Annotated in this window: 26 protein-coding genes; 15 read left to right on the top strand and 11 right to left on the bottom strand. The window is 40.2% G+C overall.

What is annotated here, in order from left to right:
• The first annotated feature begins 82 nt into the window (after positions 1-82).
• A complete protein-coding gene (locus AB8M93_RS16840) occupies positions 83-1,522 on the top strand; it encodes an alpha/beta hydrolase family protein (protein ID WP_373059844.1) in 1,440 nt (479 codons plus the stop codon).
• Here AB8M93_RS16840 and AB8M93_RS16835 read toward each other — a convergent pair.
• Positions 1,515-2,720 (bottom strand): MFS transporter, encoded by a 1,206-nt coding sequence (locus AB8M93_RS16835; protein ID WP_373059898.1) that lies wholly within the window; start codon positions 2,718-2,720, stop codon positions 1,515-1,517. The genes AB8M93_RS16840 and AB8M93_RS16835 overlap by 8 nt on opposite strands.
• 82 nt (positions 2,721-2,802) lie before the next feature.
• On the opposite strand from AB8M93_RS16835, the gene AB8M93_RS16830 reads away from it, so the two are divergent.
• Entirely contained in the window at positions 2,803-3,405 is a 603-nt protein-coding gene (locus tag AB8M93_RS16830; RefSeq protein ID WP_373059842.1) for a DUF1684 domain-containing protein, read from the top strand.
• A gap of 4 nt (positions 3,406-3,409) precedes the next feature.
• On the opposite strand, the gene AB8M93_RS16825 is transcribed toward AB8M93_RS16830, so the two are convergent.
• The 6 genes from AB8M93_RS16825 to AB8M93_RS16800 form a co-directional block, all read right to left on the bottom strand.
• Positions 3,410-4,501 (bottom strand): porin, encoded by a 1,092-nt coding sequence (locus AB8M93_RS16825; protein WP_373059840.1) that lies wholly within the window; start codon positions 4,499-4,501, stop codon positions 3,410-3,412.
• A 132-nt stretch (positions 4,502-4,633) separates the two neighbouring features.
• Positions 4,634-5,854 (bottom strand): ammonium transporter, encoded by a 1,221-nt coding sequence (locus AB8M93_RS16820; protein ID WP_373059838.1) that lies wholly within the window; start codon positions 5,852-5,854, stop codon positions 4,634-4,636.
• A gap of 32 nt (positions 5,855-5,886) precedes the next feature.
• Positions 5,887-6,225: a P-II family nitrogen regulator gene (locus AB8M93_RS16815; protein ID WP_373059836.1), complete on the bottom strand. Its 339-nt coding sequence runs from the start codon at positions 6,223-6,225 to the stop codon at positions 5,887-5,889.
• A 318-nt stretch (positions 6,226-6,543) separates the two neighbouring features.
• The gene (crcB, locus tag AB8M93_RS16810) at positions 6,544-6,918 is read right to left on the bottom strand and encodes a fluoride efflux transporter CrcB (protein ID WP_373059834.1); all 375 of its coding nucleotides are present in this window, start codon (positions 6,916-6,918) and stop codon (positions 6,544-6,546) included.
• 9 nt (positions 6,919-6,927) lie between these two features.
• Positions 6,928-7,959 carry an SRPBCC family protein gene (locus AB8M93_RS16805; protein ID WP_373059832.1) on the bottom strand — a complete coding sequence of 344 codons (1,032 nt, stop codon included), beginning with the start codon at positions 7,957-7,959 and terminating at the stop codon, positions 6,928-6,930.
• 70 nt (positions 7,960-8,029) lie between these two features.
• Entirely contained in the window at positions 8,030-8,218 is a 189-nt protein-coding gene (locus AB8M93_RS16800) for a hypothetical protein (RefSeq protein WP_373059830.1), read from the bottom strand.
• 96 nt (positions 8,219-8,314) lie between these two features.
• On the opposite strand from AB8M93_RS16800, the gene AB8M93_RS16795 reads away from it, so the two are divergent.
• Positions 8,315-8,710 (top strand): pyrophosphohydrolase domain-containing protein, encoded by a 396-nt coding sequence (locus AB8M93_RS16795; RefSeq protein ID WP_373059828.1) that lies wholly within the window; start codon positions 8,315-8,317, stop codon positions 8,708-8,710.
• A gap of 254 nt (positions 8,711-8,964) precedes the next feature.
• On the opposite strand, the gene AB8M93_RS16790 is transcribed toward AB8M93_RS16795, so the two are convergent.
• Complete coding sequence (locus AB8M93_RS16790) at positions 8,965-10,032, bottom strand: branched-chain amino acid aminotransferase (protein WP_373059826.1); 1,068 nt, start codon at positions 10,030-10,032, stop codon at positions 8,965-8,967.
• Between the two features lie 104 nt (positions 10,033-10,136).
• On the opposite strand from AB8M93_RS16790, the gene AB8M93_RS16785 reads away from it, so the two are divergent.
• The 3 genes from AB8M93_RS16785 to AB8M93_RS16775 all read left to right on the top strand — a co-directional run bounded on the left by AB8M93_RS16785 (position 10,137) and on the right by AB8M93_RS16775 (position 12,280).
• Positions 10,137-10,628, top strand: coding sequence for a DUF4920 domain-containing protein (locus AB8M93_RS16785; protein WP_373059824.1), 492 nt, complete (start codon positions 10,137-10,139; stop codon positions 10,626-10,628).
• A gap of 3 nt (positions 10,629-10,631) precedes the next feature.
• The gene (gene mnmC2 / locus AB8M93_RS16780) at positions 10,632-11,306 is read left to right on the top strand and encodes a tRNA (5-methylaminomethyl-2-thiouridine)(34)-methyltransferase MnmC2 (RefSeq protein ID WP_373059822.1); all 675 of its coding nucleotides are present in this window, start codon (positions 10,632-10,634) and stop codon (positions 11,304-11,306) included.
• A gap of 68 nt (positions 11,307-11,374) precedes the next feature.
• Positions 11,375-12,280 carry a TIGR01777 family oxidoreductase gene (locus AB8M93_RS16775; RefSeq protein ID WP_373059820.1) on the top strand — a complete coding sequence of 302 codons (906 nt, stop codon included), beginning with the start codon at positions 11,375-11,377 and terminating at the stop codon, positions 12,278-12,280.
• A 56-nt stretch (positions 12,281-12,336) separates the two neighbouring features.
• Here AB8M93_RS16775 and AB8M93_RS16770 read toward each other — a convergent pair whose 3' ends face one another.
• Positions 12,337-13,008 (bottom strand): YceI family protein, encoded by a 672-nt coding sequence (locus AB8M93_RS16770; protein ID WP_373059818.1) that lies wholly within the window; start codon positions 13,006-13,008, stop codon positions 12,337-12,339.
• A 350-nt stretch (positions 13,009-13,358) separates the two neighbouring features.
• Here AB8M93_RS16770 and AB8M93_RS16765 point away from each other — a divergent pair, with 350 nt between their 5' ends.
• The 6 genes from AB8M93_RS16765 (at position 13,359) to AB8M93_RS16740 (ending at position 19,660) form a co-directional block, all read left to right on the top strand.
• Entirely contained in the window at positions 13,359-13,958 is a 600-nt protein-coding gene (locus AB8M93_RS16765; protein ID WP_373059816.1) for a nucleotide exchange factor GrpE, read from the top strand.
• 31 nt (positions 13,959-13,989) lie between these two features.
• The gene (gene dnaJ, locus AB8M93_RS16760) at positions 13,990-15,111 is read left to right on the top strand and encodes a molecular chaperone DnaJ (RefSeq protein ID WP_373059814.1); all 1,122 of its coding nucleotides are present in this window, start codon (positions 13,990-13,992) and stop codon (positions 15,109-15,111) included.
• Positions 15,112-15,321: 210 nt separating this feature from the next.
• Positions 15,322-16,251, top strand: a complete 930-nt coding sequence (locus tag AB8M93_RS16755) for an ABC transporter ATP-binding protein (RefSeq protein ID WP_373059812.1) — start codon at positions 15,322-15,324, stop codon at positions 16,249-16,251.
• Positions 16,244-17,542: an ABC transporter permease gene (locus tag AB8M93_RS16750; protein ID WP_373059810.1), complete on the top strand. Its 1,299-nt coding sequence runs from the start codon at positions 16,244-16,246 to the stop codon at positions 17,540-17,542. Before AB8M93_RS16755 ends, AB8M93_RS16750 begins: the two co-directional genes overlap by 8 nt.
• A 1-nt stretch (position 17,543) precedes the next feature.
• Positions 17,544-18,473, top strand: coding sequence for a mechanosensitive ion channel family protein (locus tag AB8M93_RS16745; RefSeq protein ID WP_373059896.1), 930 nt, complete (start codon positions 17,544-17,546; stop codon positions 18,471-18,473).
• Positions 18,474-18,493: 20 nt separating this feature from the next.
• Complete coding sequence (locus AB8M93_RS16740) at positions 18,494-19,660, top strand: sigma-54-dependent transcriptional regulator (protein WP_373059808.1); 1,167 nt, start codon at positions 18,494-18,496, stop codon at positions 19,658-19,660.
• An 87-nt stretch (positions 19,661-19,747) separates the two neighbouring features.
• Here AB8M93_RS16740 and AB8M93_RS16735 read toward each other — a convergent pair whose 3' ends face one another.
• Positions 19,748-20,131: a hypothetical protein gene (locus tag AB8M93_RS16735; RefSeq protein WP_373059806.1), complete on the bottom strand. Its 384-nt coding sequence runs from the start codon at positions 20,129-20,131 to the stop codon at positions 19,748-19,750.
• Between the two features lie 109 nt (positions 20,132-20,240).
• The gene (locus AB8M93_RS16730) at positions 20,241-20,837 is read right to left on the bottom strand and encodes a hypothetical protein (RefSeq protein ID WP_373059804.1); all 597 of its coding nucleotides are present in this window, start codon (positions 20,835-20,837) and stop codon (positions 20,241-20,243) included.
• A 79-nt stretch (positions 20,838-20,916) separates the two neighbouring features.
• On the opposite strand from AB8M93_RS16730, the gene AB8M93_RS16725 reads away from it, so the two are divergent.
• The 3 genes from AB8M93_RS16725 (at position 20,917) to AB8M93_RS16715 (ending at position 24,801) form a co-directional block, all read left to right on the top strand.
• Positions 20,917-21,795 (top strand): PPK2 family polyphosphate kinase, encoded by an 879-nt coding sequence (locus AB8M93_RS16725; RefSeq protein ID WP_373059802.1) that lies wholly within the window; start codon positions 20,917-20,919, stop codon positions 21,793-21,795.
• 45 nt (positions 21,796-21,840) lie between these two features.
• Positions 21,841-23,262 (top strand): M20/M25/M40 family metallo-hydrolase, encoded by a 1,422-nt coding sequence (locus AB8M93_RS16720; RefSeq protein WP_373059800.1) that lies wholly within the window; start codon positions 21,841-21,843, stop codon positions 23,260-23,262.
• Positions 23,263-23,418: 156 nt separating this feature from the next.
• Entirely contained in the window at positions 23,419-24,801 is a 1,383-nt protein-coding gene (locus tag AB8M93_RS16715; RefSeq protein WP_373059798.1) for an MATE family efflux transporter, read from the top strand.
• Position 24,802 lies beyond the last annotated feature (1 nt).

Genomic DNA, 24,802 nt, shown 5'->3' with positions numbered 1-24,802 from the left:
TTTTCAATTTTTAAACCAGACAAATGAAAAGCTTTTACCCTAGGGTAAAGGCTTTTTTTTATATTTACTGCAAAGCGTGCTCATGAAAAAAGGTTTTTGGATTTTAAATATCCTGCTGTTGATGCTTGCTGGTACGGCGGGAGCCCAGGAGATGCGAATTCTTAAAGGCAGGGTTACAGATTCCATTCCTGTACAGGATAGTATTTCTGGTACTTATGCCTTATATATTCCGCAATCTGTTGACGCCGGAAAGCCAAATCCGGTAATTTTTGTTTTTGATCCAAAAGGCCGTGGCATACTTGCAGCACAATTGTTTCGTAGGGTAGCCGAGGAACAGTCCTACATTATTGCAGCTTCCAACACCAAATTCCAGCAGGATTCTCTTAAATCTAACCTTACCGAAGCCTTGAAAATGGTAGGAAGTGTGCTGCAGTTAATTCCCATAGATACCAAATTAACCTATGCTGCCGGACTGGAGGAAGGAGCGCAGGTGGCTTCAGCAATTCCAATGGTTTTTAATCAGTTACATGGGGTGCTGGCTATAGGAGACGCGGTTATCAATCCTGAATACCTCGCGAAAGCAGATAAATTTATATTTAGTGCTTTGGTAAGTAAGGAAGATTTTCAGAAGGCGCAATTAGAAGATTTTACAAGGTTTTTTAAAAAACGGGATTTTCCTGCGGAAATAGGATATTATACAGAACCTGCTGGTGAATGGCCGGAAGAAACCGTTATTTCTAATGCCGTTAGTGGTTTCACTTTACAAGCCATAAAGGAGGGGAGGAGACCTTCAACTCCTACGTTAATAAATGACATGTTTAATACAGAACTGGGATATGCTGAAAGATTGCGAAGAACCCGTGAATATTACGCTTCTTATCAAAAACTGGAGCAGCTGGAGGAAAAATATGAGGATTATGAAAGGTTTGAAGATACTTTAAAAGAAAAAAGAAAAGAACTTCGCAGAACAAGAGCTTTTAGAAAACAGCGCCGGGAGATAAGGACGCTTGAAAATGAGGAGCAGATGCATAGGGAAGATTATCTTTATTTTCTCGAAAATGATCTTGCCACGGCTAATTTTGATAATATAGGCTGGTGGGCTTACCAAATTGACGAGCTACATCGCATAGAAAAAGAAGGTAGTATGGCAGAGGTGCAAATGGCAACGCGACTCGAAGGCTTCTTAAAGAGCGTTACCCGGCAACGTTATCTGTCCATAGTTAAGGATAGAAATATTAATATTAATACGAAGATCTTTACCAGTGTGCTAAGGACGGTGCTGGATAAACAAGATCCGGAAGCCTATCTGGAGATTATTAGCCTTGCAGGTCATGATGGCGATTATGATACTGCTTTGCTCTACCTTGAAGATTTGCTAAAAACAGGCTTTGATGATTTTGAAGCTCTTTATACTATTCCCGGGATCCTGGATTTACAACTAAGCCCGGAGTATAATAACCTTATAAACAAATACCTGGGACGTTCTAAATATTACCAGGTTGAAACAGAAGAGCCTAATTAGTTTCTTTTTTCAGAATAAATTTAAGCCAAAATAGCAGCGTGCAGGACAGTACAGCCAGCAAAATCATAACGTTCCAGGTAAAGGTAAAGCCAAATCTATTTATAAGTTGCATCCCGGAATTATGGCCAAAAATATGGCTAATGGAAAATGCGATACTATAAAATGCCATATAAGAACCCTGCCTTCCTTTATCTGCGCGTTGGAGGGCAAAGGTATTGGAAAAAGGGAAGGCTATCATTTCGCCAATGGTAAGCAAGATCATCCCGATAACCAGCACTCCAACCCATTGTCCCAGATTCATTGCTAAAAAGCTAAGGCCGGCAAGCGCTGCACCAAAACTTACATAGGTAATGGCAGAACGTCTTTTAATTTCCAGAAATTTAATAAAGGGCATTTCCAGAAGAAAAATTAAAAATCCGTTAAGTCCTAACAGTATTCCAATTTCTAATTCACTAAGCCGGTGCACCTGGGCGTAAAACAGCGGCACTGTAGAAAAATATTGCAGGAACACAAAACCGAATAATACCATGGCGGCAATAAAAAGCAGGTAAGGTTTATCTTTTAAAACAGATTGTGGCTTCAGGTTTACTTCAGCAGCATTTGCGATCGCTTTTTTAGGATGAAGTAACTTCAGCAGTAAAATACCTGCGAGCAGGCAGGTAATCCCGTCTACCCAAAATAAGCCCGCGTAACCTGCGCCTGCAATTATAGAGCCGCCAATGGCAGGCCCAACAGAGAATCCAAGGTTAATGGCGAGCCTTATTAAAGTTACCGAGCGGGTTCGGTTTTGAGGTTTGCTATAGGCGCTTATCGCCACAAAAACGGCCGGCCTGAAGGTATCTGCCACCAGCATTACCAAAAATACACCTATGCAAATTCCCCAGAACGATTGCGGATATTGCAGGAGCACAAATAATACCGAAGAAAAAATCAGGCTGGCGGCCATGGTTTTGTAATGGCCAATGGTATCTGTAAGTTTCCCGCCAAGCCAGGAACCTGCCACAGAGCCAATTCCGAAGAAAGTTAAAATCCAGCCAACTTCTTCAAGCGAAAAACTTTTGCTTTTGGTGAGGTAAAGCGAGAGAAACGGGATCACCATAGTGCCTGCCCTATTGATAAGAGTAATGAGGGCAAGAAACCATACTTCTTTCCTCAGGTCGCCAAAAGAGCCAATATAAGCACGAAAAATTGAAGACAGCATTTTGAAAATATTGCTCCAAAATTATACTAAATTTTATTAGCTTTTTATTTTTTAATTTCGACCTGAGAAAATTGCTGTTATGAAAAAACAAATATCCCTGCTGTTATTGCTGATTTGTGTCTGCGGTTATGGCCAGGCTTCAGAAGAGTTGCAGAGCGCAAGAGAATATCAGGAACATTTGAATGAAGAATTCAGGAACCCTGAAGAATCTCCACTTTCCGAAGAAGATATTAAAAGATTTGAAGGCTTAGATTTTTTTGAGATTGACACGGCTTATGCCGTGGAAGCTGATTTTGTAAAAACCCCGGGAGAGGCTCCTTTTGTAATGCCAACTACCACCAGCAGGGAACCTGTTTATGTGAAGTACGGGGAGTTGTATTTTTTTCTGAATGGGAAGGAAAGAAAACTGAACGTGTACCAGAACCAGTCATTTTTATCAGATCCTGAATTATATGATTACCTGTTTATTCCTTTTACTGATGAAACTAATGGTGAAACCACCTACTCCGGTGGACGGTATATGGATCTAAGGATACCGGAGGGTGATTCCATAATTTTAGATTTTAACAAAGCCTATAATCCTTACTGCGCTTATAGCGGCAACTATTCCTGCCCCATACCTCCTGAGGAGAATCATTTGGATACAGAAATAGTTGCCGGTGTAAAATCATATAAAAAATAATGTGTTAGAACGCATAAATAGCGGCAAGCACGAAAGAAGAAAGATTATCATTCGGGTTTAAATCGGTATCCACAAATACATCTTCAGAGATACTGTCCAGCCTTAATTCAGGTTTTATGATGAGGTTTCCAATGGTATAGTTCCCGGTTAAAGTGAAATCCAATGCTTCTACATCTGCACCGTAAACAGGCCCTCCGTCTTCCAGTTCCTTAAAATATTCAGCTCTTAGCCCTATAGCAAAATTTTCTGAAGTCTGCAGCTGCGGGTATAAGGCCGCTCCATAAAACCCTTCTCCATCGGTAGTGTTGTAAGTAGTATTCAATCCTAAATAAAACATGTCGCTAAGGTCCCATCCGGTGGTAAGATCTATCTGGAAAGTAGCTTCATCTGAAACCGGGGACTGCTCGCCATAAAGTAAATTCAGGTAAGCACTACCCGCATCGTTAGAATATCCTAATTGCCCGCCAAAAGAATACTTTCCGTAGGGATTAAATTCGGTCCAGTCAGTTGGGTTCATAATTGCCAGCATTCCTGTCCAGTTATCATCAAAGCTGAAGTCTGCTTTCAGGCCGGTATGTGAAAATGGTCCGTAAGAAAACATATATGAAGTGGAATAGTTAAAATTCGCGGCTGGGGAAATTACTTCATATCCTAAATAAGTATTCCAGTTACCCAGGGTAAATGTGAGCGCATCATTTACTTTATAATACACATACAACTGGTTAACAATATTACTGGAACCTACCGATAGGAAAACCGCGTCTTCCCCCCGGGGCCCATAAACAAGGTCTGCCACAAAACCTACTTTTTCACCTTCATATCCCAGGATAACATTGGCCATACCTATGGCAAAACCTGGATTATCTGCAAAAGAGGAGGCTGGAGCCTGCGGGCCGGCAATAATATCGCCGCCATCATTATATTCGTACTTGTTGAGGCCGTTAAAATTGGCCCTGAAGTAGGTATCAACGCTTCCGCTAAGGACCCATCCGGCTGTTTCTTCTTCATCTTCCTGTGCTGAAGATTGGAAACCTGTGAAACCTGCTACTACAAAGAGTAGAAATTTCATTAATTTTGGAGTTGTAATTACTTTCATAATGAGATTGCTTAATAATTTGGTTTAAATGTTAGTTAGTAACCAATTGAAAAGAGACTAATCAATTGTTGAAATTGTGAAGTGATTAATAACGGAGCGTTCTGCCAAACGCTCCGTTTCTTTTTCACTTTATTATTTGTCCAGATTGCTTCCAAATTCAGGATAAGAATCTATCCCGTGTTCGTGCATATCCAATCCTTCAAGTTCTTCTTTTTCAGTTACGCGAAGTCCAATAGTTTTCTTCAGAATAAATAAAACTATAAAAGCGGTGATCATGGCCCAGGCACCAATGGCCACTACGCCAATGGCCTGTACTCCTAACTGGCCAAAGCCGCCACCATAAAAGAGGCCGCCATCTGTTGCAAAAAGCCCCACACATAATGTTCCTACAGCACCAACAACTCCATGTACAGAAATTGCTCCAACCGGATCATCTACTTTTAAGACCTGATCTATAAATTCAATAGAAAATACAACCACTATTCCCGAGATAACGCCAATAATGGCCGCTCCGCCGGGTGTAACCGCCGCACAGCCTGCAGTGATTCCCACAAGACCGGCAAGGGCGCCGTTTAATGTCATAGAAACATCTGCTCTTCCGTACTTCATCCAGGTGACGAAGAGAGAAGTTACCGCTCCGGCTGCTGCAGCCAGGTTGGTGGTTATCACAATTCCCGCAACGTTGTTGGCACTGTCTCCTGAAATTGCCAGCTCAGAGCCAGGGTTAAAACCAAACCAGCCCAGCCATAGTATAAATACACCTAATGCGCCATATAGCATGTTGTGGCCCGGAATTGCGGTGGACTTGCCATCTACATATTTTCCTATTCTTGGCCCTACAAGAGTTGCTGCCACTAAAGCTGCCCAACCTCCTACGGAGTGTACAACGGTAGAACCTGCAAAATCAATAAATCCAAGACTGGTAAGCCAGCCCTCTCCCTGCCACACCCAGTGCCCGGAAATTGGATAAATTACAGTAGTGATAATTAATGAAAAAATTAAGTATGTTGAAAATTTTGTTCTCTCTGCGATCGCTCCAGATACTATTGTTGCAGCCGTAGCGCAAAACACGGTCTGGAAAAACAAATTGTGCATATCATCCTGCACCGAATAAAAAAGTTCTGGTACACCTATAAAGCTTCCCACATCTTCACCATACATAATGGTGTATCCAATGATCCAAAACCCAAGCGAACCTATTGCAAGGTCCATAAGATTTTTCATAATAATATTTCCGGTATTTTTTGCACGGGTAAAACCTACTTCCACAAGGGTAAACCCGGCCTGCATGAAAAACACCAGTATTCCGCAGACTACGATCCACATTAAGTCTAAAACAGCGTTTACTTCCATAATATTTTTGGTTATTTTGTTAGTTAGTCAGATTATATAAGGGAGTCTCCTCCAGATTCTTTTGTTCTTATTCGATAAGCTTCTTCTAGAGTACTTACAAACACTTTCCCGTCACCTACAGAGCCGGTATGTGCTGCTTCAAGAATTACCTTTACGGTTCTTTCAAGGAATTCATCAGAAACTACTACAGAGATCATCCTCCGCTGAATATCTGAAGTACTGTATGAGACCCCCCGGTAAACCCGGCCACGTTTTTCGTTTCCAACACCGGTGACATCCCAGTAGCTAAAAAAATTCACATCGGTCTCGTGCAATGCTTTTTTAACTTCGTCAAATTTTGACTTACGAATAATCGCTTCAATTTTTTTCATAATTTTTCATTAAGACTTTGACCAAATTTATAAAATTATCTTAAATACCCCTATTTTAAGAGGGGTGCCACAGTATTTTTACGAAATTAAGAATTATTACCCCTATTATTTTAAGGGTGTTGATTTAAAGCAGGCTAAATTCCCGCTTCATTATAGATAATTTTATGGTTTAAGCTAAATTTTCGAGTAATAGGGTTAATCCTGCTGTAGTAACCTGCCTGAAAATGATAGAATTGAACTAGTTAGCAGAAACTTGAAGTAAAAATTAATTTATCCTGTTGTTCATACTTCAGGACAAAATGGTGGAATTGCAAAATATCAGGTGAGCCGCGAAAGATATATTCCCAGGAATACCGCCAAAATACCTGCTACAAGGCTTCCGGAAGTATATAGAAGAAAATTCAGGTAATCTCCTGTTCTTAAGAATGCCTGATTTTCAAGGGCAAAAGTAGAAAAGGTGGTGAAGCCTCCACAGAAGCCTACTGCAAAGAATAAAGAAATTCCCTGATTAAGATTTTGGTGCTTAAGGCTTAATCCAAAAAGAAAGCCTATGAATAAACTGCCAAATATATTTGCCGTTAAGGTGCCAAATGGAATTTGGGAAACAGCAGAATTATTTAAAAGTTTGCTCAAATAATAGCGCAGGATGCTTCCTAACCCTCCTCCCAAAAATACTAAAACGGCACTTTTCATGAGATGTTTTTACTGCACGGGAATATAGATGGAAGTTAACCATTCTGCCGGGTTCTTGCTTTTTTCAGGCCCGGTGAGGTAAACTTCAAAAGCTTTGCCTTCTTCAGATAGCTGCAAATTATTTTGCTGAATAAAGGCATAAGCTTTATCCCAGGCTTCCTGTAGATTATCATAATTTCCTTTTAAAGTAGTTTTTACCACTTTTTGATTTGGCATATACCCTGTAAGGACCGGACTTTCAGCGGGAGTAATTACTTCGTTGGGAGTAAAGTAAGCCGCAGAAAATATGGCAGAATTGTTTTCTTGGTTCCATTCATTATATAGCACAAATGGATTTCCGGTTCTTTCAATGTTGTTCTGGTCCATATAGGCCGCAATATCTTCAATCATATTGCCCATTTTTTCATTGATCTGGCTCACTTTACTGGCAGTGGTGGTATACATATAATATCCTCCGCCATGCTGGGTGATTCCATCTACGCTAATCGCATACACATCCATTTTCTTTTCTATGGCTGCGCTCAGGTTTTGCAGGCCTTTAGCAAATCTCGGCTGCATCATTTCAGAAAGGCTCTCCTCCCGAAACATAAAAGCGGCCTTCTCCATAAAGCTTTGTTCTCCCTTCATGCCCCAGGTTACCTGTGTTCCATTTTCCACTTTCTCCAGCTTCCAGTAAACCTCATTTTGAGATTCCCCAAAAGCGGCGTCCAAAGTAATTTCCTGCTGAATGGAAGAAAAAGGATTTACCTTTGTTGTGGTTATGGCTCCATTACCCATTTTTTCACTTTTCCAGGAATAGGAAGCTCCCTCGCCGCTAGTGTTGTCACTGTAATTAAGAATCATGTCCTCGGCCTCACCGCTCCATGGCTCCCAATCCTGCCAGTTTCTCAGCTCATTTATTTCGTTAAATACAACCTCTTTTGGAGCGTTAATAATTTTGGTTTCTTCAATCTGAAAATCTCCGTTTAAAGTAGCAACATAAATAGATGTTCCAATGATAAGAATAAGGATAAGGAAGAGGAGATATTTGAAGATTTTCATGCGTGTTGGGATTTAATAAGAGCTAAGATAATTAATTTCCGTAATTTTTGTAGGTAACTTCCTCTGTTTCCTAATGCTTCAGAAGTATTTTGATCAGAAAAAGAAGAAGTATAAAAGCAATAAATCCTACCAGTACAAAAATACTTCCTCTGTAGTATTTTTTATGCAATGCGATATCTCTTCTATAACTAATAGCAATAATGGTTACAAAAGCAACTATAAAAAGGCCTGCAAAAACCAGTTGTCCTGTGCTGAACATTTTCTTTATTTTTGCGCAAAGTTAAGCTTTTAAAGCAGACCTGGCAGTACTTAGTGCTTAGCTTATCTTTTAAAAACACCAGAAAATCTCTTATTTATGAAGAAAGCAATAGCTGCAGTACAGGAATTTCACCAGGCCTTTGGACTGGGAGTTGGAAAAAATCCCGTGGCTTCCCTGGGAACCAATAAAGAATTGTTACGCTTTAATCTTATGAAAGAAGAAAATGAAGAATACCTGCAGGCGGCACGAAACAAAGACCTTATTGAAGTAGCCGATGCCCTGGGTGATATGCTCTACATACTTTGCGGTACAATCATAGAGCATGGAATGCAGCATAAGATAGAAGAAGTTTTTAATGCCATACAAGCCAGTAATATGAGTAAACTTGGAGCAGATGGCAAACCCGTGTACCGTGAAGACGGTAAAGTTTTAAAGGGTCCAGATTATATAAAACCAGATATTAAAGGTATTTTTAAAGGAACAGAATTTTAGTAAAACTATAAAATATGGGCCTTGCAAAATAAAGGTGGTTTTCCTGTAACTTTAAGTCTTCGCCTAATGTTACCACCTTAGAAGAAAGCCGGATGGATGGTAGAAAATGGTACGCCATTTATCTGAAAAATTTAATTTTATAAATCCAATCCTACAGGTGGTTTTTTTCGTCATCCAGCAGGAGAGTTCCCTCTAACCTTTCTATCTGAATAAAAAAAGACTCTCTTCCTTATCCACAAGCTGTTGTTTGCGATTTACTCTACCAGATATCTCCAGCCAAACTTATCTTCAGCCTGGTTGTACTGGATTTTGGTAAGCTTATCTTTAAAGAATGTGGCATAAGTATCTTCCATTTTAGGAAGCTCATATTTCTCGCCTCCATAGCCAAAACCAAGGATAGGATTAATAACGGTAGCTGTTCCTGATCCAAACATTTCTTTTAATTCACCAGATTGTGCTGCTTCTACTATTTCCTTCACGGTCACCCTTCTTACCTCGGTTTCTATGTTAAATTCTTTTGCCAGGGCAATCACAGAATCCCTGGTCACTCCATTCAGGATTCTGTCATTTGTTGGAGCGGTAATAAGTTTGTCTCCAACCCTGAAGAATATGTTCATAGTTCCTGCTTCTTCCAAATATTCATGGGTACTGGCATCGGTCCATACGATTTGCTGGAAACCTTCCTCTTTGGCAAGGTTTGTAGGATAAAACTGTGCGGCGTAATTTCCGGCAGCCTTAGCGAAACCAACTCCTCCATCGGCAGCACGGCTGTATTTTTCTGAAAACTGCACTCTCACCTCACCGCTGTAATAAGCCTGTGCAGGAGAGCAAATAATCATGAATTTATATTCCTTTGAAGGCGCTGCAGAGACGCCGGCTTCAGTAGCAATAACAAAAGGCCTTATATACAGAGAATTCCCGAAGCCTTTTTTGATCCAGTCCCTCTCAAGCTTTAAAAGCTCCTCCATTCCCGTAAAGAAATAATCCTTCGGAAATGCAGGAATTGCCAGCCGCTCACTGGATTTATTGATACGTTCAAAATTTTTCTCAGGTCTAAAGAGCCATATTTTATCCTCTTCATCCTTAAAAGCTTTCATTCCCTCAAAAACTGCCTGTCCATAATGGAACACTTTGGCAGAAGGGTCCAGCTCCAATGGTCCATAAGGCCTTATCCGAGGAGTTTGCCATTCCCCGTTTTTATAATCACACACCATCATATGATCTGTAAACACCTGGCCAAAGACAAGATTGTTAAAATCAACATTTTCAATTTTAGACTTTGTGGTCTTGTGGATATCTACAGTAGTGGTGTCGGTTTTCATTGCTCTAAGTTTATATCCACAAATTTACCCAAATTAAAACAGAATCAAAATCTAAAGTTTTGGTAAATTTGGATTTCCCGTAGATACATTTAAAAACTATTAGAATGAAAAAATTCATATTTAGTCTTTTTTTAGCGCTCCTAATATTTGGTATGAATATTAAAGTTTCTGCTCAAAAGAGGGAAAGCCATCCAGCTTATGAAGCTTATGGGGAAGAGATTGAAGCGGAAGAAGTTTTAACCGCGGCTAAAATGGAGGAACATTATAATAACCTGCAGGTTGGAGATAGTATGCAGGTGAGTTTTAAGACTCGTGTGGTAAGTGTTTGTAAAATGAAAGGCTGTTGGATGACGCTTAAAATGCCGGGAAAAGAAGAGGTAATGGTAAAATTTAAAGACTATGCTTTTTTTGTGCCGAAAGCTATTGAAAACCGGGAAGTAATCGTTCAGGGAAAGGCATTTGTGGAGGAAGTGGAGGTTGAAGAACTTAAACATCTGGCAAAAGATGCCGGAAAATCTGAAGCTCAAATTGCGGCCATTAACCATCCGGAGAAAAGAAGATCTTTCCTGGCTGAAGGAGTGCTTATAAAGAAATAAAGGTTGGAAAGAAAAATTATAACCACAGCAGATGGTTCGGTAACTATACATCTTCCGGGATGGGACGAACAATATCATTCCCGCCATGGGGCGGTGCAGGAAGCACAGCACGTTTTTATTAAAATGGGGCTTCATTATTACCTGGAAAGAACTAAAATAGACGCACTGAACATCCTGGAAATAGGTTTTGGGACGGGTTTAAATGCCTTTATTACTTTTTTGGAAGCAGCAAAGCTTCAGAAGAAAATAAATTACACCGGGGTAGAGGCATATCCCGTTTCTTCACCTGAAATTGCGCTACTAAATTATCCTGAAATGCTCGTGGCAGAAGACTTTAAAGAAGAGTTCATGCAGATGCATCACATCCGGTGGGAGAAAGCAATTGCTGTTTCCCACTATTTTCAGCTGAAAAAGCAGAAGAAAAAATTTGAGGAAATTGAAGATACTTGCCTGTATCATTTAATCTATTTTGATGCCTTTGGCGCCCGGGTTCAACCCCATTTATGGTCTGAAGAAATCTTTCAAAAAATGTATGAGGCATTGCAGCCAGGCGGAGTATTGGTCACCTACGCCGCTAAGGGCAGTGTGAGGAGGGCAATGATAAAAGTGGGCTTTAAAGTTGAAAAACTATCGGGGCCACCGGGAAAGCGGGAAATGTTACGGGCGTTAAAAATTTGATCCCTACATGTTAAACCTGTAATAAATTTTAGCATGCATGTATTTGTGTTAGTATATTCAAATAAAAAATGCGGGTTTTAATTACAGGAGCAACGGGTTTAATAGGATCAGAAATTAGCAGGAGATGCCAAGAGAAGGACATTGATGTTCACTACCTTACCACCAGCAAAAGCAAGATTGAGAAAAAAGAGCAATATAAAGGTTTCTACTGGAATCCTTCTAAAGGAGAAATAGATCTTAACGCTCTGGAAGGGGTAAGTGCTATAATAAATCTTGTAGGGGCAAGCATTGCCAAACCATGGACTGAAAAAAACAAAAAAATCATTTTGAACAGCCGCATAGAATCTGCCATGTTGCTTTTTGATACGCTTTCTAAAAATAAACATTCCATAGATCAATTTATATCGGCCAGTGCCATTGGTATTTACCCCAGTTCAAAAGAAAAATTATATGCTGAGGATGATACCGGAGTGGACGATAGCTTTGTTGGGAAAGTAGTCGTTAAATGGGAGAGTGCGGTAAATAATTTTCAGGACCTGGGAATAGATGTTGCTAAATTAAGAATAGGTCTTGTACTTGCAGAAAATGGCGGAATGCTTGAGAAACTTAAACAACCCGTGGGCTTTAATGCCGGGGCACCTTTGGGAGATGGAAAACAGTGGCAGTCCTGGATACATATTGAAGATCTGGCAAATATTTTTATTCATGCGCTAGAGAATGAGCTTGCGGGAACTTATAATGCGGTGGCGCCCAATCCCGTAACAAATAAAGAACTGGTGAAATGTGTGGCGAAAACAATGGGGAAATCGGTTTGGCTGCCCAACGTACCTGCAGTGGTTTTAAAAACGCTTTTGGGAGAAATGTCAACAATACTACTTTCCAGCCAGCTGGTAAGCAATAACAAAATTGAAAGTACGGGATTTAGCTTTAAGTTCACCCATCTTTCTAATGCGCTACAGGATTTACTGAAATAGAAAATGGCTGCCTACCGGGCAGCCATTCTGTTCTACTATTTTACCTGTTGTAAATCTTAAGCTTTTGTAGCTTTGATGTCCAGTTTTAACTGAATATCATCGCTTATAAAATTATCACCAAGATTATCAAACACAGATTTTGAACCGTAGTTTACACTCCACTGGGTTCTGTCAATAACAAATTCATCACTGGTGATGTTTATCTCATCCCCGGAACGGTTAATATCAATTGGGAAAGAAATGTTTTTAGTCTGGTCTTTAATAGTAAGATTTCCTTCCATCATTTTTTGTCCGTTTTCTTCAGAAATTCCGGTTACTTCAAAGGTGGCGTGAGGATATTCCATAACATTAAAGAAGTCTCCCTCTTTTCCTTCCACGGTACCTTTAAGGTGCGCTTCAAGGTTCTGCTTATCGTCTCCTTCTAGATCACTTACATCAATAGTAACCATATCAATCTTAAAGCTTCCGCTTTCCACTAAAGAATCATTTGCGGCAAAAGTTCCTTCAGCAAGCTTTATTGTTCCTGTATGGGTTCCGGTAGGTTTTGAACCTTCCCATTCAATCACAGAAGCAGTGGTATCTACCATAAATTCCACCACTTCTCCTTCCGCAACAGCAGCTTCTTTAGCTTCTTCTACCTCGGCTTCATGATTTTGATCATTTTTACATCCCACCACGGATAAAGCCATAAAGGCGAACATAAAAGTACTTAGAAAGTTAGTTTTCATAATTAACAATTATTTTTTTGATTAGGGCGCAAAAGTACTAATAAGATTAATGAGATTTTCATAAAATATTATAAATAATATTTATTGTTGTAAAGGGAAAACTGAATAATCCTGGAAGAGGTTTTAATAGAAGATTAAATTTAAGATAGGCAAGGTATCCTGCCATATCTGATTATTTAATGAATTGGTATTCAGATTAATAACTTTATAATGTTCTGTAGCTTATATTTATGGGAAAATCCAAATAGATACAGGAAACAGACAATAGTAGAAAATTCAATGACATTTTGACATTAAGATAGAATTGGCAATACTTTTGTCCTGAATTGCACAGATTAAAATGTGATAAAATGAGCAAAAAGAAAAAAGGAGATAAAATAAAAGAAGACCAGGGATCTGTAAAGGACCGGGTAGAAGATGTTTTGGACGAAGCCATAGAGGAGGTAGAAGAAAAAGAGGCCAACCAGGAAGATGCCAATGATGATTCCGATTTTGGGATGTCTGAGACAGAACTGTTAAAGGAAGAAGTTAAGAAAGAAAAAGACAAATTTCTTCGTCTCTTTGCTGAATTCGAAAATTATAAAAGACGAACTTCCAAAGAACGTCTGGAATTGTTTAAGACGGCCAATCAGGAAGTTATGACCGCAATGCTGCCGGTGCTGGATGATTTTGACCGTGCACTTACAGAAATACGTAAAACCGAGGATAAAAATCTTCTGCAGGGGGTAGAGCTTATTAACAATAAATTCCGCGAAACCCTTAGGAGTAAAGGTTTGGAACCTATGAATGTGGAAGAAGGGGAAACCTTTGATGCAGATATTCATGAGGCAATTACACAAATCCCGGCCCCGTCTGATGATCTTAAAGGAAAGATTGTAGACGTTGTTGAGCGCGGATACAAATTGGGGGAACGGATAATCCGTTATCCCAAGGTTGTTACCGGTAAATAGAAACCAGTTTTAGAACCCGCAAAATTTAACCATGAAAGAGGATTATTACGAGATATTAGGATTAACCAAAGGAGCTTCGTCTGCTGAGATAAAAAAAGCCTACAGAAAAATGGCTATTAAGTATCACCCGGATAAAAATCCGGGAGATGCTAAAGCTGAGGAAATGTTTAAAAAGGCAGCTGAAGCATATGAAGTTTTAGGAAACGAAGAGAAAAAGGCGCGATATGACCGTTATGGGCATCAGGCCTTTGAAGGAGGAGGTTTTGGCGGCGGAGCCGGCGGAATGAATATGGATGATATCTTCAGCCAGTTTGGCGACATTTTTGGCGGCGGCTTTGGAGGAGGTTTTTCCGGTTTTGGCGGCGGTTTTGGTGGAGGTCAGAGACGTACCAAGGGTAGTAATCTTAGGATACGCGTTTCTTTAAGCCTTGAAGAGATCGCGAACGGAGTAGAGAAAAAGATTAAAGTTAAACGCAAGGTCCAGGCTCCCGGAACTACTTATAAAACCTGCTCTACCTGTAACGGTACCGGCCAGGTCACCCGCGTAACCAACACTATTCTGGGTAGGATGCAAACTGCTTCCCCCTGTAATGTTTGTGGAGGCAGCGGGCAAACGATTGATAAAAAGCCAGAAAATGCAGATGTACATGGCCTTATTACCAAAGAAGAAACCGTTTCTATTAAAATACCTGCGGGTGTAGAAGATGGGATGCAGCTTAAAGTAGCCGGTAAAGGAAATGATGCTCCCGGAAACGGTGTTCCCGGAGATTTGCTCGTGGCAATTGATGAGAAGGAACATGCGAGCTTGCAAAGGGAAGGAGATAACCTGCATTATGACCTTTATATTAGTTATTCTGAAGCCGCTCTGGGCAGTTCCCGTGAAATAGATACGGTTTCGGGGAAAGTAAGAATTAAAATAGATGAAGGGGTGCAGTCTGGCAAGATCCTGAGATTACGGGGAAAAGGAATTTCCAATCTTAACGGGTATGGCAAAGGAGATTTACTGGTGCATGTAAATGTTTGGACCCCTAAAACTTTAAATAAAGAACAACGCGAATTTTTCGAGAAAATGGCTAATGACGACAATTTTCAACCTAATCCGGAGAAAAGTGATAAATCGTTTTTTGAAAAAGTTAAAGATATGTTTTCTTAATCCCCTGGTTTTAAGAAAAAATTTATATATTTGAGTATCACTAATCTTTTTAGTGATAATTTTTCTTTTTCATAGCAATTTTTTTCCCATCCTTAATGTCAATTGAGGGTGGGTTTTGTTTTTATAGGACCCGAAGAATTTAGAATTTTTTTTTAATCCCAAGATCTCTCAGGCTATTTCTATATCTTTACCCGATCTGGAAAATTTTATATGGAAAATCTTTTAGTAGCGGAAAATATCTACAAACGCTTTGGGAAATTTACTGCACTTAACGACGTATCAATAACAATTCCCAGGGGCAGTGTCTTTGGTTTATTGGGACCTAACGGGGCGGGCAAAACCACCTTGTTAAGAATTATTAACCAAATTACCATGCCAGATGAAGGCCGGGTATTCCTGGAAGGGAAACCCCTTCACCCCAATGACATTGTTCATATAGGTTACCTGCCGGAAGAAAGGGGACTCTATAAATCTATGAAAGTTGGTGAGCAGGCACTTTATCTTGCCAGATTAAAAGGGCTTTCTAAAGCTGAAGCTAAAGAGCGCCTGCAATACTGGTTTGAAAAACTGGAAATTACCAGCTGGTGGGACAAAAAAATTCAGGAGCTATCTAAAGGTATGGCGCAAAAAGTACAGTTTGTAATCACTGTACTCCATAATCCCAAACTACTTATTTTTGATGAACCCTTTAGTGGCTTTGATCCGGTGAATGCCGGGATCATTAAAAGGGAGATCCTTCAGCTAAAAGAAGAAGGCGCCACCATTCTTTTTTCAACCCACAGGATGGAAAGTGTGGAAGAATTGTGTGACTATATGGCGCTCATCAATAAATCCAATAAGTTACTGGATGGTAAAGTTTCAGATATTAAAAAACAATATAAATCCAATACTTATGAAATAGGCCTTGAGGTGCAGAACGAGGAGGCCATGCTTAAGGAACTTAAGGAAAAATTTGTGTTGGGTAAGGCGTATTTCAAGAGCATAAATGACGATTTAAAGGTGAGCGTTCAGCTGAAAAACGGAGAATCTCCAAACAACTTGTTACTCTATTTAATTTCAAAAGGAAAAATTAACCATTTTGTGGAGGTTATCCCTTCGGTTAATGATATTTTTATTAAAACAGTTACTCAAAATGCGTAATCTGAAGCTTATAATTCAGCGGGAATATCTGGCCAGGGTCAGGAACAAAACGTTTATAGTAATGACGTTTCTCAGTCCGCTGATCCTGGTGGGAATGATCATGCTCATTGCCTATTTGAGCATGCTTAACAGCAGCGAACAACGTATTATAGGTATTCATGATGAGACGGGACTTTTTGCAGGAGAATTTAAAGATAACGAACAGGTGGAGTATCTGGATTATTCAAATCTCAACCTGCAGGATGCAAAACAAAGGGTTCTGAACCAGGAATATTACGGACTGATTCATATTCCGTCTACTACAAACCATGCAGATCTCACCAAAGCTGTTCGTTTCTTCGGAAAAGAATCTCCGGGAATGGGCACTTTGCAAAATATTGAAAAAATTATAGCCGATAAACTGACCGATCAGGAATTGAAAGATCGCGGCATTGACACTTCTCAAATTGAAGATGCCAGGGCTCAGGTAAGCGTTCAAATACAGAATTTTGCCGGGGAACGTAGTTCAAAAATGTCCAATTACATCAAGATGTTTTTTGGCGGAGCTGCCGGCTACCTGCTCATGATGTTTATTATTATCTATGGGAATATGGTGATGCGCAGCGTAATAGAGGAAAAAACAAATCGTATTATTGAAATTATCGTTTCTTCAGTAAAGCCTATCCAGTTAATGCTAGGAAAGGTAATAGGAACTTCCCTGGCCGGGATTACCCAATTTAGTATATGGGTGGTTCTGGGAGGGATCCTTTTTACTATTCTGGCGTTGGTTTTTGGAATAGATCCGCTCACCATACAAAGTCCTGCTCAGGAACAGGTTCAGGAAATGGTAAAGCCAGAAGTTCAGCAGTTAATAGTGGATGTTATGAATCTTCCTATTTTGAGCCTGCTAATCTTTTTCCTTGTTTTCTTCATTGGGGGTTATTTTTTATACAGCGCAATCTATGCGGCCATTGGTGCGGCGGTAGATAGTGAGACCGATACCCAGCAATTTATGTTCCCGGTGATCCTCCCCCTAATGCTGGGGATCTATGTAGGTTTTTTTGCTGTAATAGAAAATCCACATGGTACGGTCTCTACCATTTTTTCAATGATTCCACTTACCTCCCCAATTGTAATGCTCATGCGCATTCCTTTTGGAGTACCCTGGTGGGAACTTGCGCTATCCATTCTTATTCTCCTGTTAACCAACCTTGCAGTAGTGTGGCTTGCAGCACGAATATACAGGATTGGAATTTTGATGTATGGTAAAAAGGCCAGCTACAAAGAGATCTATAAATGGCTTAAGTATTAATATGCTGCAATCTGGCACAAAAGAAAAAATATCTGAAGTTATAGAACAGGATATCTGGGGAGCCATAAAGGATTTCTGGAATTTCGTAATTGTAGATTACGAAGTTAAAGATGGCATTCCTATAGAAATTACTGTTGGGCTGGTATTGTTGGTGATTTTTGCTTTTATAGCCACCAGTATCATCCTTCGCCTGCTTCGTTCCTTTATCATGGGGAAATTACTTGATGAAGACAGGATGAAGTTTATAAGCATCTTTAAGTTTGTTAAGTACATTATTTACCTGGTGGTGATCCTTATCACCCTTAGCACGGCAGGTATAGATATTACCGTATTACTAACGGCTTCTGCAGTTTTGTTTGTGGGTCTTGGCCTTGCTTTGCAGGAGTTGTTTCAGGATATTATTGGGGGAATATTTATTATTATTGATAAATCCCTTCTTGTAGGAGATATTATAGAAGTAGATGGCAGGGTGGGACGCGTCTTTGAAATAAAATTAAGGACCACCCGCACCCTTACCCGCGATGATAAGGTGATGGTGATCCCAAATCACAAATTTATTAGCGACACCATATTTAATTATACCCAAAACCATAAAACCACAAGGGAAGCGGTTAAGGTTGGCGTGGCCTATGGAAGCGATACACAGTTAGTGAGAAAAGTGCTTTTGGAATGCGCAAAGGAGCAAAAAGGGGTGCTTAAAACTCCGGAGCCATTTGTGCTTTTTGAGGATTTTGGAGATTCTGCATTACTGTTCGGTTTGCATTTTTATACTTCAGACAGCTTTGTGGATCCTAAAGTTAAAAGTGAGTTAAGATTTAATATTGATAAGAAATTTAGGCTAAATAATATTACTATTCCTTTCCCACAGCGGGATATACACATGTTCTATCCAAAGCCCGGTAAAGGAGCTGAAGAAGAAGGGGATGAATAAAGAGTAAAAGAGCATTTTTTATGGCAAAGATATTATTGATAGAAGACGAAGCAGCAATTAGAAGAGTACTTATAAAAATTCTTACTGAAGAAAATAAAAATTATGCTGTTGAAGAAGCTGCTGACGGCCTGGAAGGAATGGAGAAAATAAAGGATGAAGATTACGATCTCGTGCTTTGTGACATAAAAATGCCTAAGATGGATGGAGTAGAGGTGTTGGAAGCGATTAGAAAGATTAAGCCGGAGATTCCCGTGGTAATGATCTCCGGGCATGGAGATTTAGAAACCGCGGTTAATACCATGAAAATGGGAGCATTTGATTATATCTCCAAGCCCCCGGACCTTAACCGTCTTCTTAACACTGTTCGCAATGCGCTGGACCGCAAAGAACTGGTGGTGGAAAATTCAAGGCTGAAGAAAAAGGTGGGTAAAAATTATGAGATGATAGGTGAGTCTGAAGCCATTTTGCGCATTAAAGAACTCATAGAAAAAGTAGCCCATACCGATGCCCGCGTGCTCATTACCGGGCCTAATGGAACAGGAAAAGAACTGGTTGCCCACTGGCTGCATCAAAAAAGCGAACGCTCCAAGGGGCCTATGATAGAAGTGAATTGTGCCGCAATCCCTTCAGAATTAATAGAAAGTGAGCTGTTTGGGCATGTGAAAGGAGCGTTTACATCAGCCAATAAAGACCGTGCCGGTAAGTTTGAAGCCGCGAATGGCGGTACTATTTTTTTGGATGAAATTGGGGATATGAGCCTTTCTGCCCAGGCTAAGGTTTTAAGGGCGCTTCAGGAAAATAAAATATCCCGCGTGGGAAGCGACAAAGATATTAAGGTAGACGTACGCGTGGTGGCCGCTACCAATAAAGACCTTAAGGCTGAAATTGATACCAATAAATTCCGCGAAGACCTTTATCACCGCTTGGCCGTAATCCTTATCCAGGTACCGCCGCTCAATGAAAGAAAAGATGATATTCCGCTGCTGGTGGAACATTTCAGCGACAAAATTGCCTCGGAACAGGGCACCAATAAAAAAGAATTTACGCAGGAGGCGCTGGATATTTTAAAAGAATATGACTGGCGTGGAAACGTAAGGGAACTGCGAAATGTGGTGGAAAGGTTAATTATTCTTGGGGGAGAGAAGGTCACCGCCGAAGATGTAAATCTTTTTGCCAGCAAATTTTAAAGGCTTCTGTTGAAATGGCGGTTGCAATTATTTTCTGCTGAAATGTGAAAATGACCGTAAAATACCTATCTGCAGCTTTACGCCGAATTATTCCTGTGTTAAGATGTATTGGTCCCCAAGTTTATTGGTTAAGACCAATTCCTCTTCTGTGGTTTCATACTTCCAGGCTCCGTTTAAAATAAGTGTCCAGTCAAACTCTGCCGTCCAGAAGCATGAATTTTCGAAATAAACAGAGTCTTTTTCTATAACATATGCTCCTTCACAAAGTGCAGGAAACTTTATTTTTTCACTCTGTCCCTTAAATTTGTGATTATAGAAATCTAATTCTACGTTTCCGGTTTCCTCTCCTCTTTTAAAAATTCCCGAGTATTTTCCTGATAAGATAGAATTGTTACTTTCATCATAGCGGCCTGGATCGCAGCTTAACAAACAGGCGGTTATAAAACAAATCGCAAAATTGTACATTTTCATAAATCAACATTTGGTATTGTATAGATGAAAAATTGTAAGAAAGGTTGCGTAAGGTTTCTTCGGAATAAATAAAATTAAAGATAATATAGGGAACCCATATTTTTGCAGGCTATTTCTTTATATTATCAGGGATATACCTTAAAAAATACATGGTGTCCCCGCTGGGATGCTGCCAGGTATGAAAGAGTTCAAATCCAAACCGTTGATAAACAATGGCATTTTTCCTGATGCGCGTTTCAGCGTATAAGGGAATTTTATACTCACGGGCCTGCCGGTAAAATTCATCTTTCATAGATTTTCCCACCTGGGTATCCGCGCCGCGGGAGTCCGGTAAAATTCCCCAGAACCAGCAGTAGAGATATTCTCCGTTTTGTGGGCGTTGTTTTTTGATATAATTCTGGTTTTTAAGAATTTTAAAAGCATTTTTTATCCCCGTAACCTTCCATACCAAAGCAATTTCCTGCCATAAATCTTTCCAGAAAGATTCTTCCTTTTTGCTGGTTTTAAAGAGAATGGCAATTCCCTTGCGATTTTCAGAAACAATAAGGGCATCTTTTTCTATGGCTTTTTCTACCATATGGGTGGCCAGATACCTGAACCTTCTTTCCCTTTTCTGTCCTTTTTTTACAATATCCATTGAAGAAGGCACTTCTTTAAGCAAAAGGCTTACCTTTTCAATTATTTCTTCTTTTTCTTCTGGATTCAAGCTGATGTTCTTTAACCGCGAAGATAAAAAAAATAAGTCTCCTAAAGGTTGTATCTTTAGGAATCCAAGCTTATCCCAAATGAATGATATAAATATTAATAAATTTAAAATAACAGATTCTGTTCAACTGGAATCCCTGCCCACATCACTCCAGAATAAGCCTGAAAAAGATGAGCTCAAACATTTACTAAAGGAAACCAGAAAGAAACTGGCAGACTGGCAGGATAAATTATACGCCCATAACCGCTATGCTGTTTTAGTTTGTTTACAGGGAATGGATACTGCAGGAAAGGACAGTCTGGTGCGGGAGGTTTTTAAGGGATTCAACAGCAGGGGAGTGGTGGTGCACAGTTTTAAAACACCAACCTCAAGAGAGCTGAAACATGATTTTTTATGGAGGCATTACTGCGCCCTGCCCGAAAAAGGAAAATTTGGCGTTTTCAACAGGACACATTATGAGAATGTGCTGGTTACTAAAGTTCATCCCACTTATATTTTAAATGAAAGGCTTCCCGGAATCACTTCTGTTAACGATATAGATCAAAACTTCTGGAATAAGAGGTATGAAGAAATTCGCAATTTTGAGAAACACATCAGCCGTAACGGAATTATTGTGTTTAAATTTTTTCTGAATATTTCAAAGGAGGAACAAAGGCAGCGGCTCTTGCGAAGATTAAGAAAGCCCAGTAAAAACTGGAAATTTTCTCCCGGGGACCTTGAGGAAAGAAAACTTTGGGATAAATATAGAAGCTGTTATGAAGAAGCTATTAATAATACGGCTGGTGAAGATTTGCCCTGGTACGTGATCCCGGCAGACAGTAAGCACGCTGCACGCTATCTGGTTGCCAAAGTTATGCAGGAGAAACTATTCAAATATCAAGAGGTACAGGAGCCAAATTTGTCTCCCGGAATCCTTAAAAATTTGGACGATTACAGGAAACAACTGGAAAAAGAATAATCTTTATCTTTCCGCAAAATTATTTTCAATTTGAGAACAACACCAATGAAAAGATTTATTTTAAGCGTTTTAATTCTATTAGGTGCAAATTCAGCTTTTTCACAAATGAATTCTGAAGAAGCAGATTCTTTAATGCTGCGCAAAATTTATGATATGTCCCTTCTTAACGGGAAAAGTTATGACTGGCTGGATTATCTTTCCAACAAAATTGGTGGGCGGCTTTCAGGTTCTTATCAGGCACAGCAGGCAGTGGAATATACCAAAGCTCAACTGGAAGAATTAGGACTGGATAAAGTTTGGTTACAACCTGTTATGGTTCCAAAATGGACCCGTGGGGCAAAAGAATTTGCTTACATTCAAACCTCTCCGGGTGTCACAAAAAATGTAAATGTAACTGCCCTTGGTGGCTCCGTGGCCACTCCGCAAGGTGGAACTAAAGCCAGGGTAATCGAGGTCCTGGGATTAGAAGACCTGGCAAGGTATGGTAAAGAACAGATTAAAGGAAAAATAGTGTTTTTTAACCGTCCTATGCAGGCAGATCTAATCAATACCTTTGAGGCTTATGGTGGCTGTGTGGATCAACGCTATTCCGGCGCGGCAGAAGCGGCTAAATATGGTGCCGTTGGAGTAATTGTGCGTTCCATGAACTTAAGAATGGATGATTTCCCCCATACCGGCGCTATGAGTTATGGAGATACTCCCGTTTCTCAAAGAATTCCCGCTGCGGCTATTAGTACCAATGATGCCGCATACCTTAGCGGACTTCTAAAAATGAATAAGGAGCTGGAGTTTTACTTCAAGATGAATTGCGAGCAGCATGAAGAAGTACAATCTTATAATGTGATAGGGGAGATTACCGGAAGCGAAAACCCTGAAGAAATAATGGTTGTGGGCGGCCATCTTGATTCCTGGGACCTGGGAGATGGTTCTCATGATGACGGTGCCGGGGTGGTACAGTCTATGGAGGTGTTAAGGCTTTTCAAAGAATTGGGATATAAGCCGAAGAAAACCCTGCGCGTGGTTTTATTTATGAATGAAGAAAACGGACTTCGTGGCGGTAAGAAATATGCCGAAGTTGCCAGGAGCAAAGGTGAGCAGCACGTTTTTGGCTTAGAAAGTGATGCCGGAGGATTTACCCCCCGTGGTTTTTCCCTGGATGCAGATAAAGCACAATTCGCGCAAATCCAAAGCTGGCAGGAATTTTTCAAGCCTTACCTTATCCATTACTTCGAACAGGGGGAAAGTGGTGCAGATATAGGGCCATTAAAAGAGGGAGATATGGTACTGGCAGGCTTACGTCCAGATTCTCAACGTTATTTTGACCATCATCATGCCGCTAACGATACTTTTGAGCATGTGAATAAGAGAGAGCTGGAACTTGGCGCGGCCACAATGGCTTCCCTGGTGTACCTTGTGGATAAGCATGGTTTAAAAAATATAGATACGGTAAAGAAGGAGAAGATGTAAAATTTTTTGTTCAGCAAAAGCAATCCCGGGAGCAAACCATAAGTATTATCCCGGGATTTTTGTTTCTGTATCTCTTAATCGTATTTTATTTTTGAAGGTCAATAAATTTTTAACCTGCTAAAACCTGCTATCTTTGCACACCAAAAAATCCTTAGGTTGCAATTATCGGCATATACAAAAGAATTTGGCAAAAATTTTAACCTTGCCTTCCCGGTAATGTTGGGACAACTGGGCCATGTAATGGTGGGATTGGTGGATAACATTATGATTGGTAGGCTGGGAGCTGCCCCTCTTGCGGCGGTTTCTTTGGGTAACAGCCTTGTTTTTATCGCTCTATCCCTGGGAATAGGATTTTCTTTTGCCATAACTCCCCTCATTGCTGAAGCTGATGGAGCAGGAGATATAGAAAAAGGCAGAAGCTATTTTCATCATGGGATCATTCTCTGTGGAATTAATGGCATCCTTCTTTTCTTGTTATTGCTTTGGGCAAAGCCGCTTTTGTATTATTTAGATCAGCCGCCTGAAGTTGTGGAACTGGCCATTCCTTACCTTGAAATTGTAGCTTTTTCTATGCTGCCATTAATGCTCTTTCAGGCCTTTAAGCAATTTGCCGATGGCCTTTCCCAAACAAAATATTCTATGTATGCCACTTTGCTTAGCAACGTGGTAAACATAATTTTCAATTACATCCTTATCTATGGGTTTTGGATTTTCCCGAGGCTGGAACTGGAAGGGGCGGCAATTGGTACCTTAATTTCCAGGTTCTTTATGTTATGGTTCATCTGGGAGATTTTAAGAAGAAAGAAAAAATTCGCAGAATACTTTAAATGGACTAAAAAAGAATTTTTAGAAGCCAAAGTTTTTCGCAGGTTGCTGGAATTAGGTTTTCCTACGGCACTCCAGATGTTCTTTGAAGTAGCCATTTTTACAGCTACGGTTTTTCTTGCGGGGCAGCTGGGCACCAATCCGCAGGCAGCAAACCAAATTGCCTTAAACCTCGCGTCTATGACGTTTATGGTGGCGGTAGGTTTGGGAGTTGCCGCTACTATACGGGTGGGAAATCAAAAAGGCCTGGGCCATTTTCGGGATTTAAGGAGAATTGCCATTTCCACATTTTTACTGGTCTTTCTCATAGAAGCGGTTTTTGCCGTGGGCTTTATCTTGCTTAAAAATATCCTTCCAACATTCTATATTGATAATGCAGAGGTGGTATTTCTCGCGGCACAATTACTAATTGTGGCCGCTCTGTTTCAATTAAGCGATGGCCTGCAAGTGGTAATCCTGGGGGCATTAAGAGGGCTGCAGGATGTGAGGATTCCCACTTTTATCTGTTTTATAGCCTACTGGATAATTGGTTTTCCTGTTTCCTGGTATTTTGGCAGTGAAGAGAGAATGGGTAGTATGGGAATTTGGCTGGGCTTGCTTGCAGGCCTCTCCTCTTCAGCTTTAATGTTGTACCTTAGGTTTGCTTACCTGAGTAAGAAGTTGATGTTGAGCAAATTTAAACCAGAATTGCAATCTAATATAAATCAAAGTTAAT

The organism is Autumnicola aciditolerans (genome assembly GCF_041679265.1).
Classification (GTDB): Bacteria; Bacteroidota; Bacteroidia; order Flavobacteriales; family Flavobacteriaceae; genus Autumnicola.
Note: the sequence above shows the minus strand (reverse complement) of the source record. Positions and strands in the feature narration are given on the sequence as shown.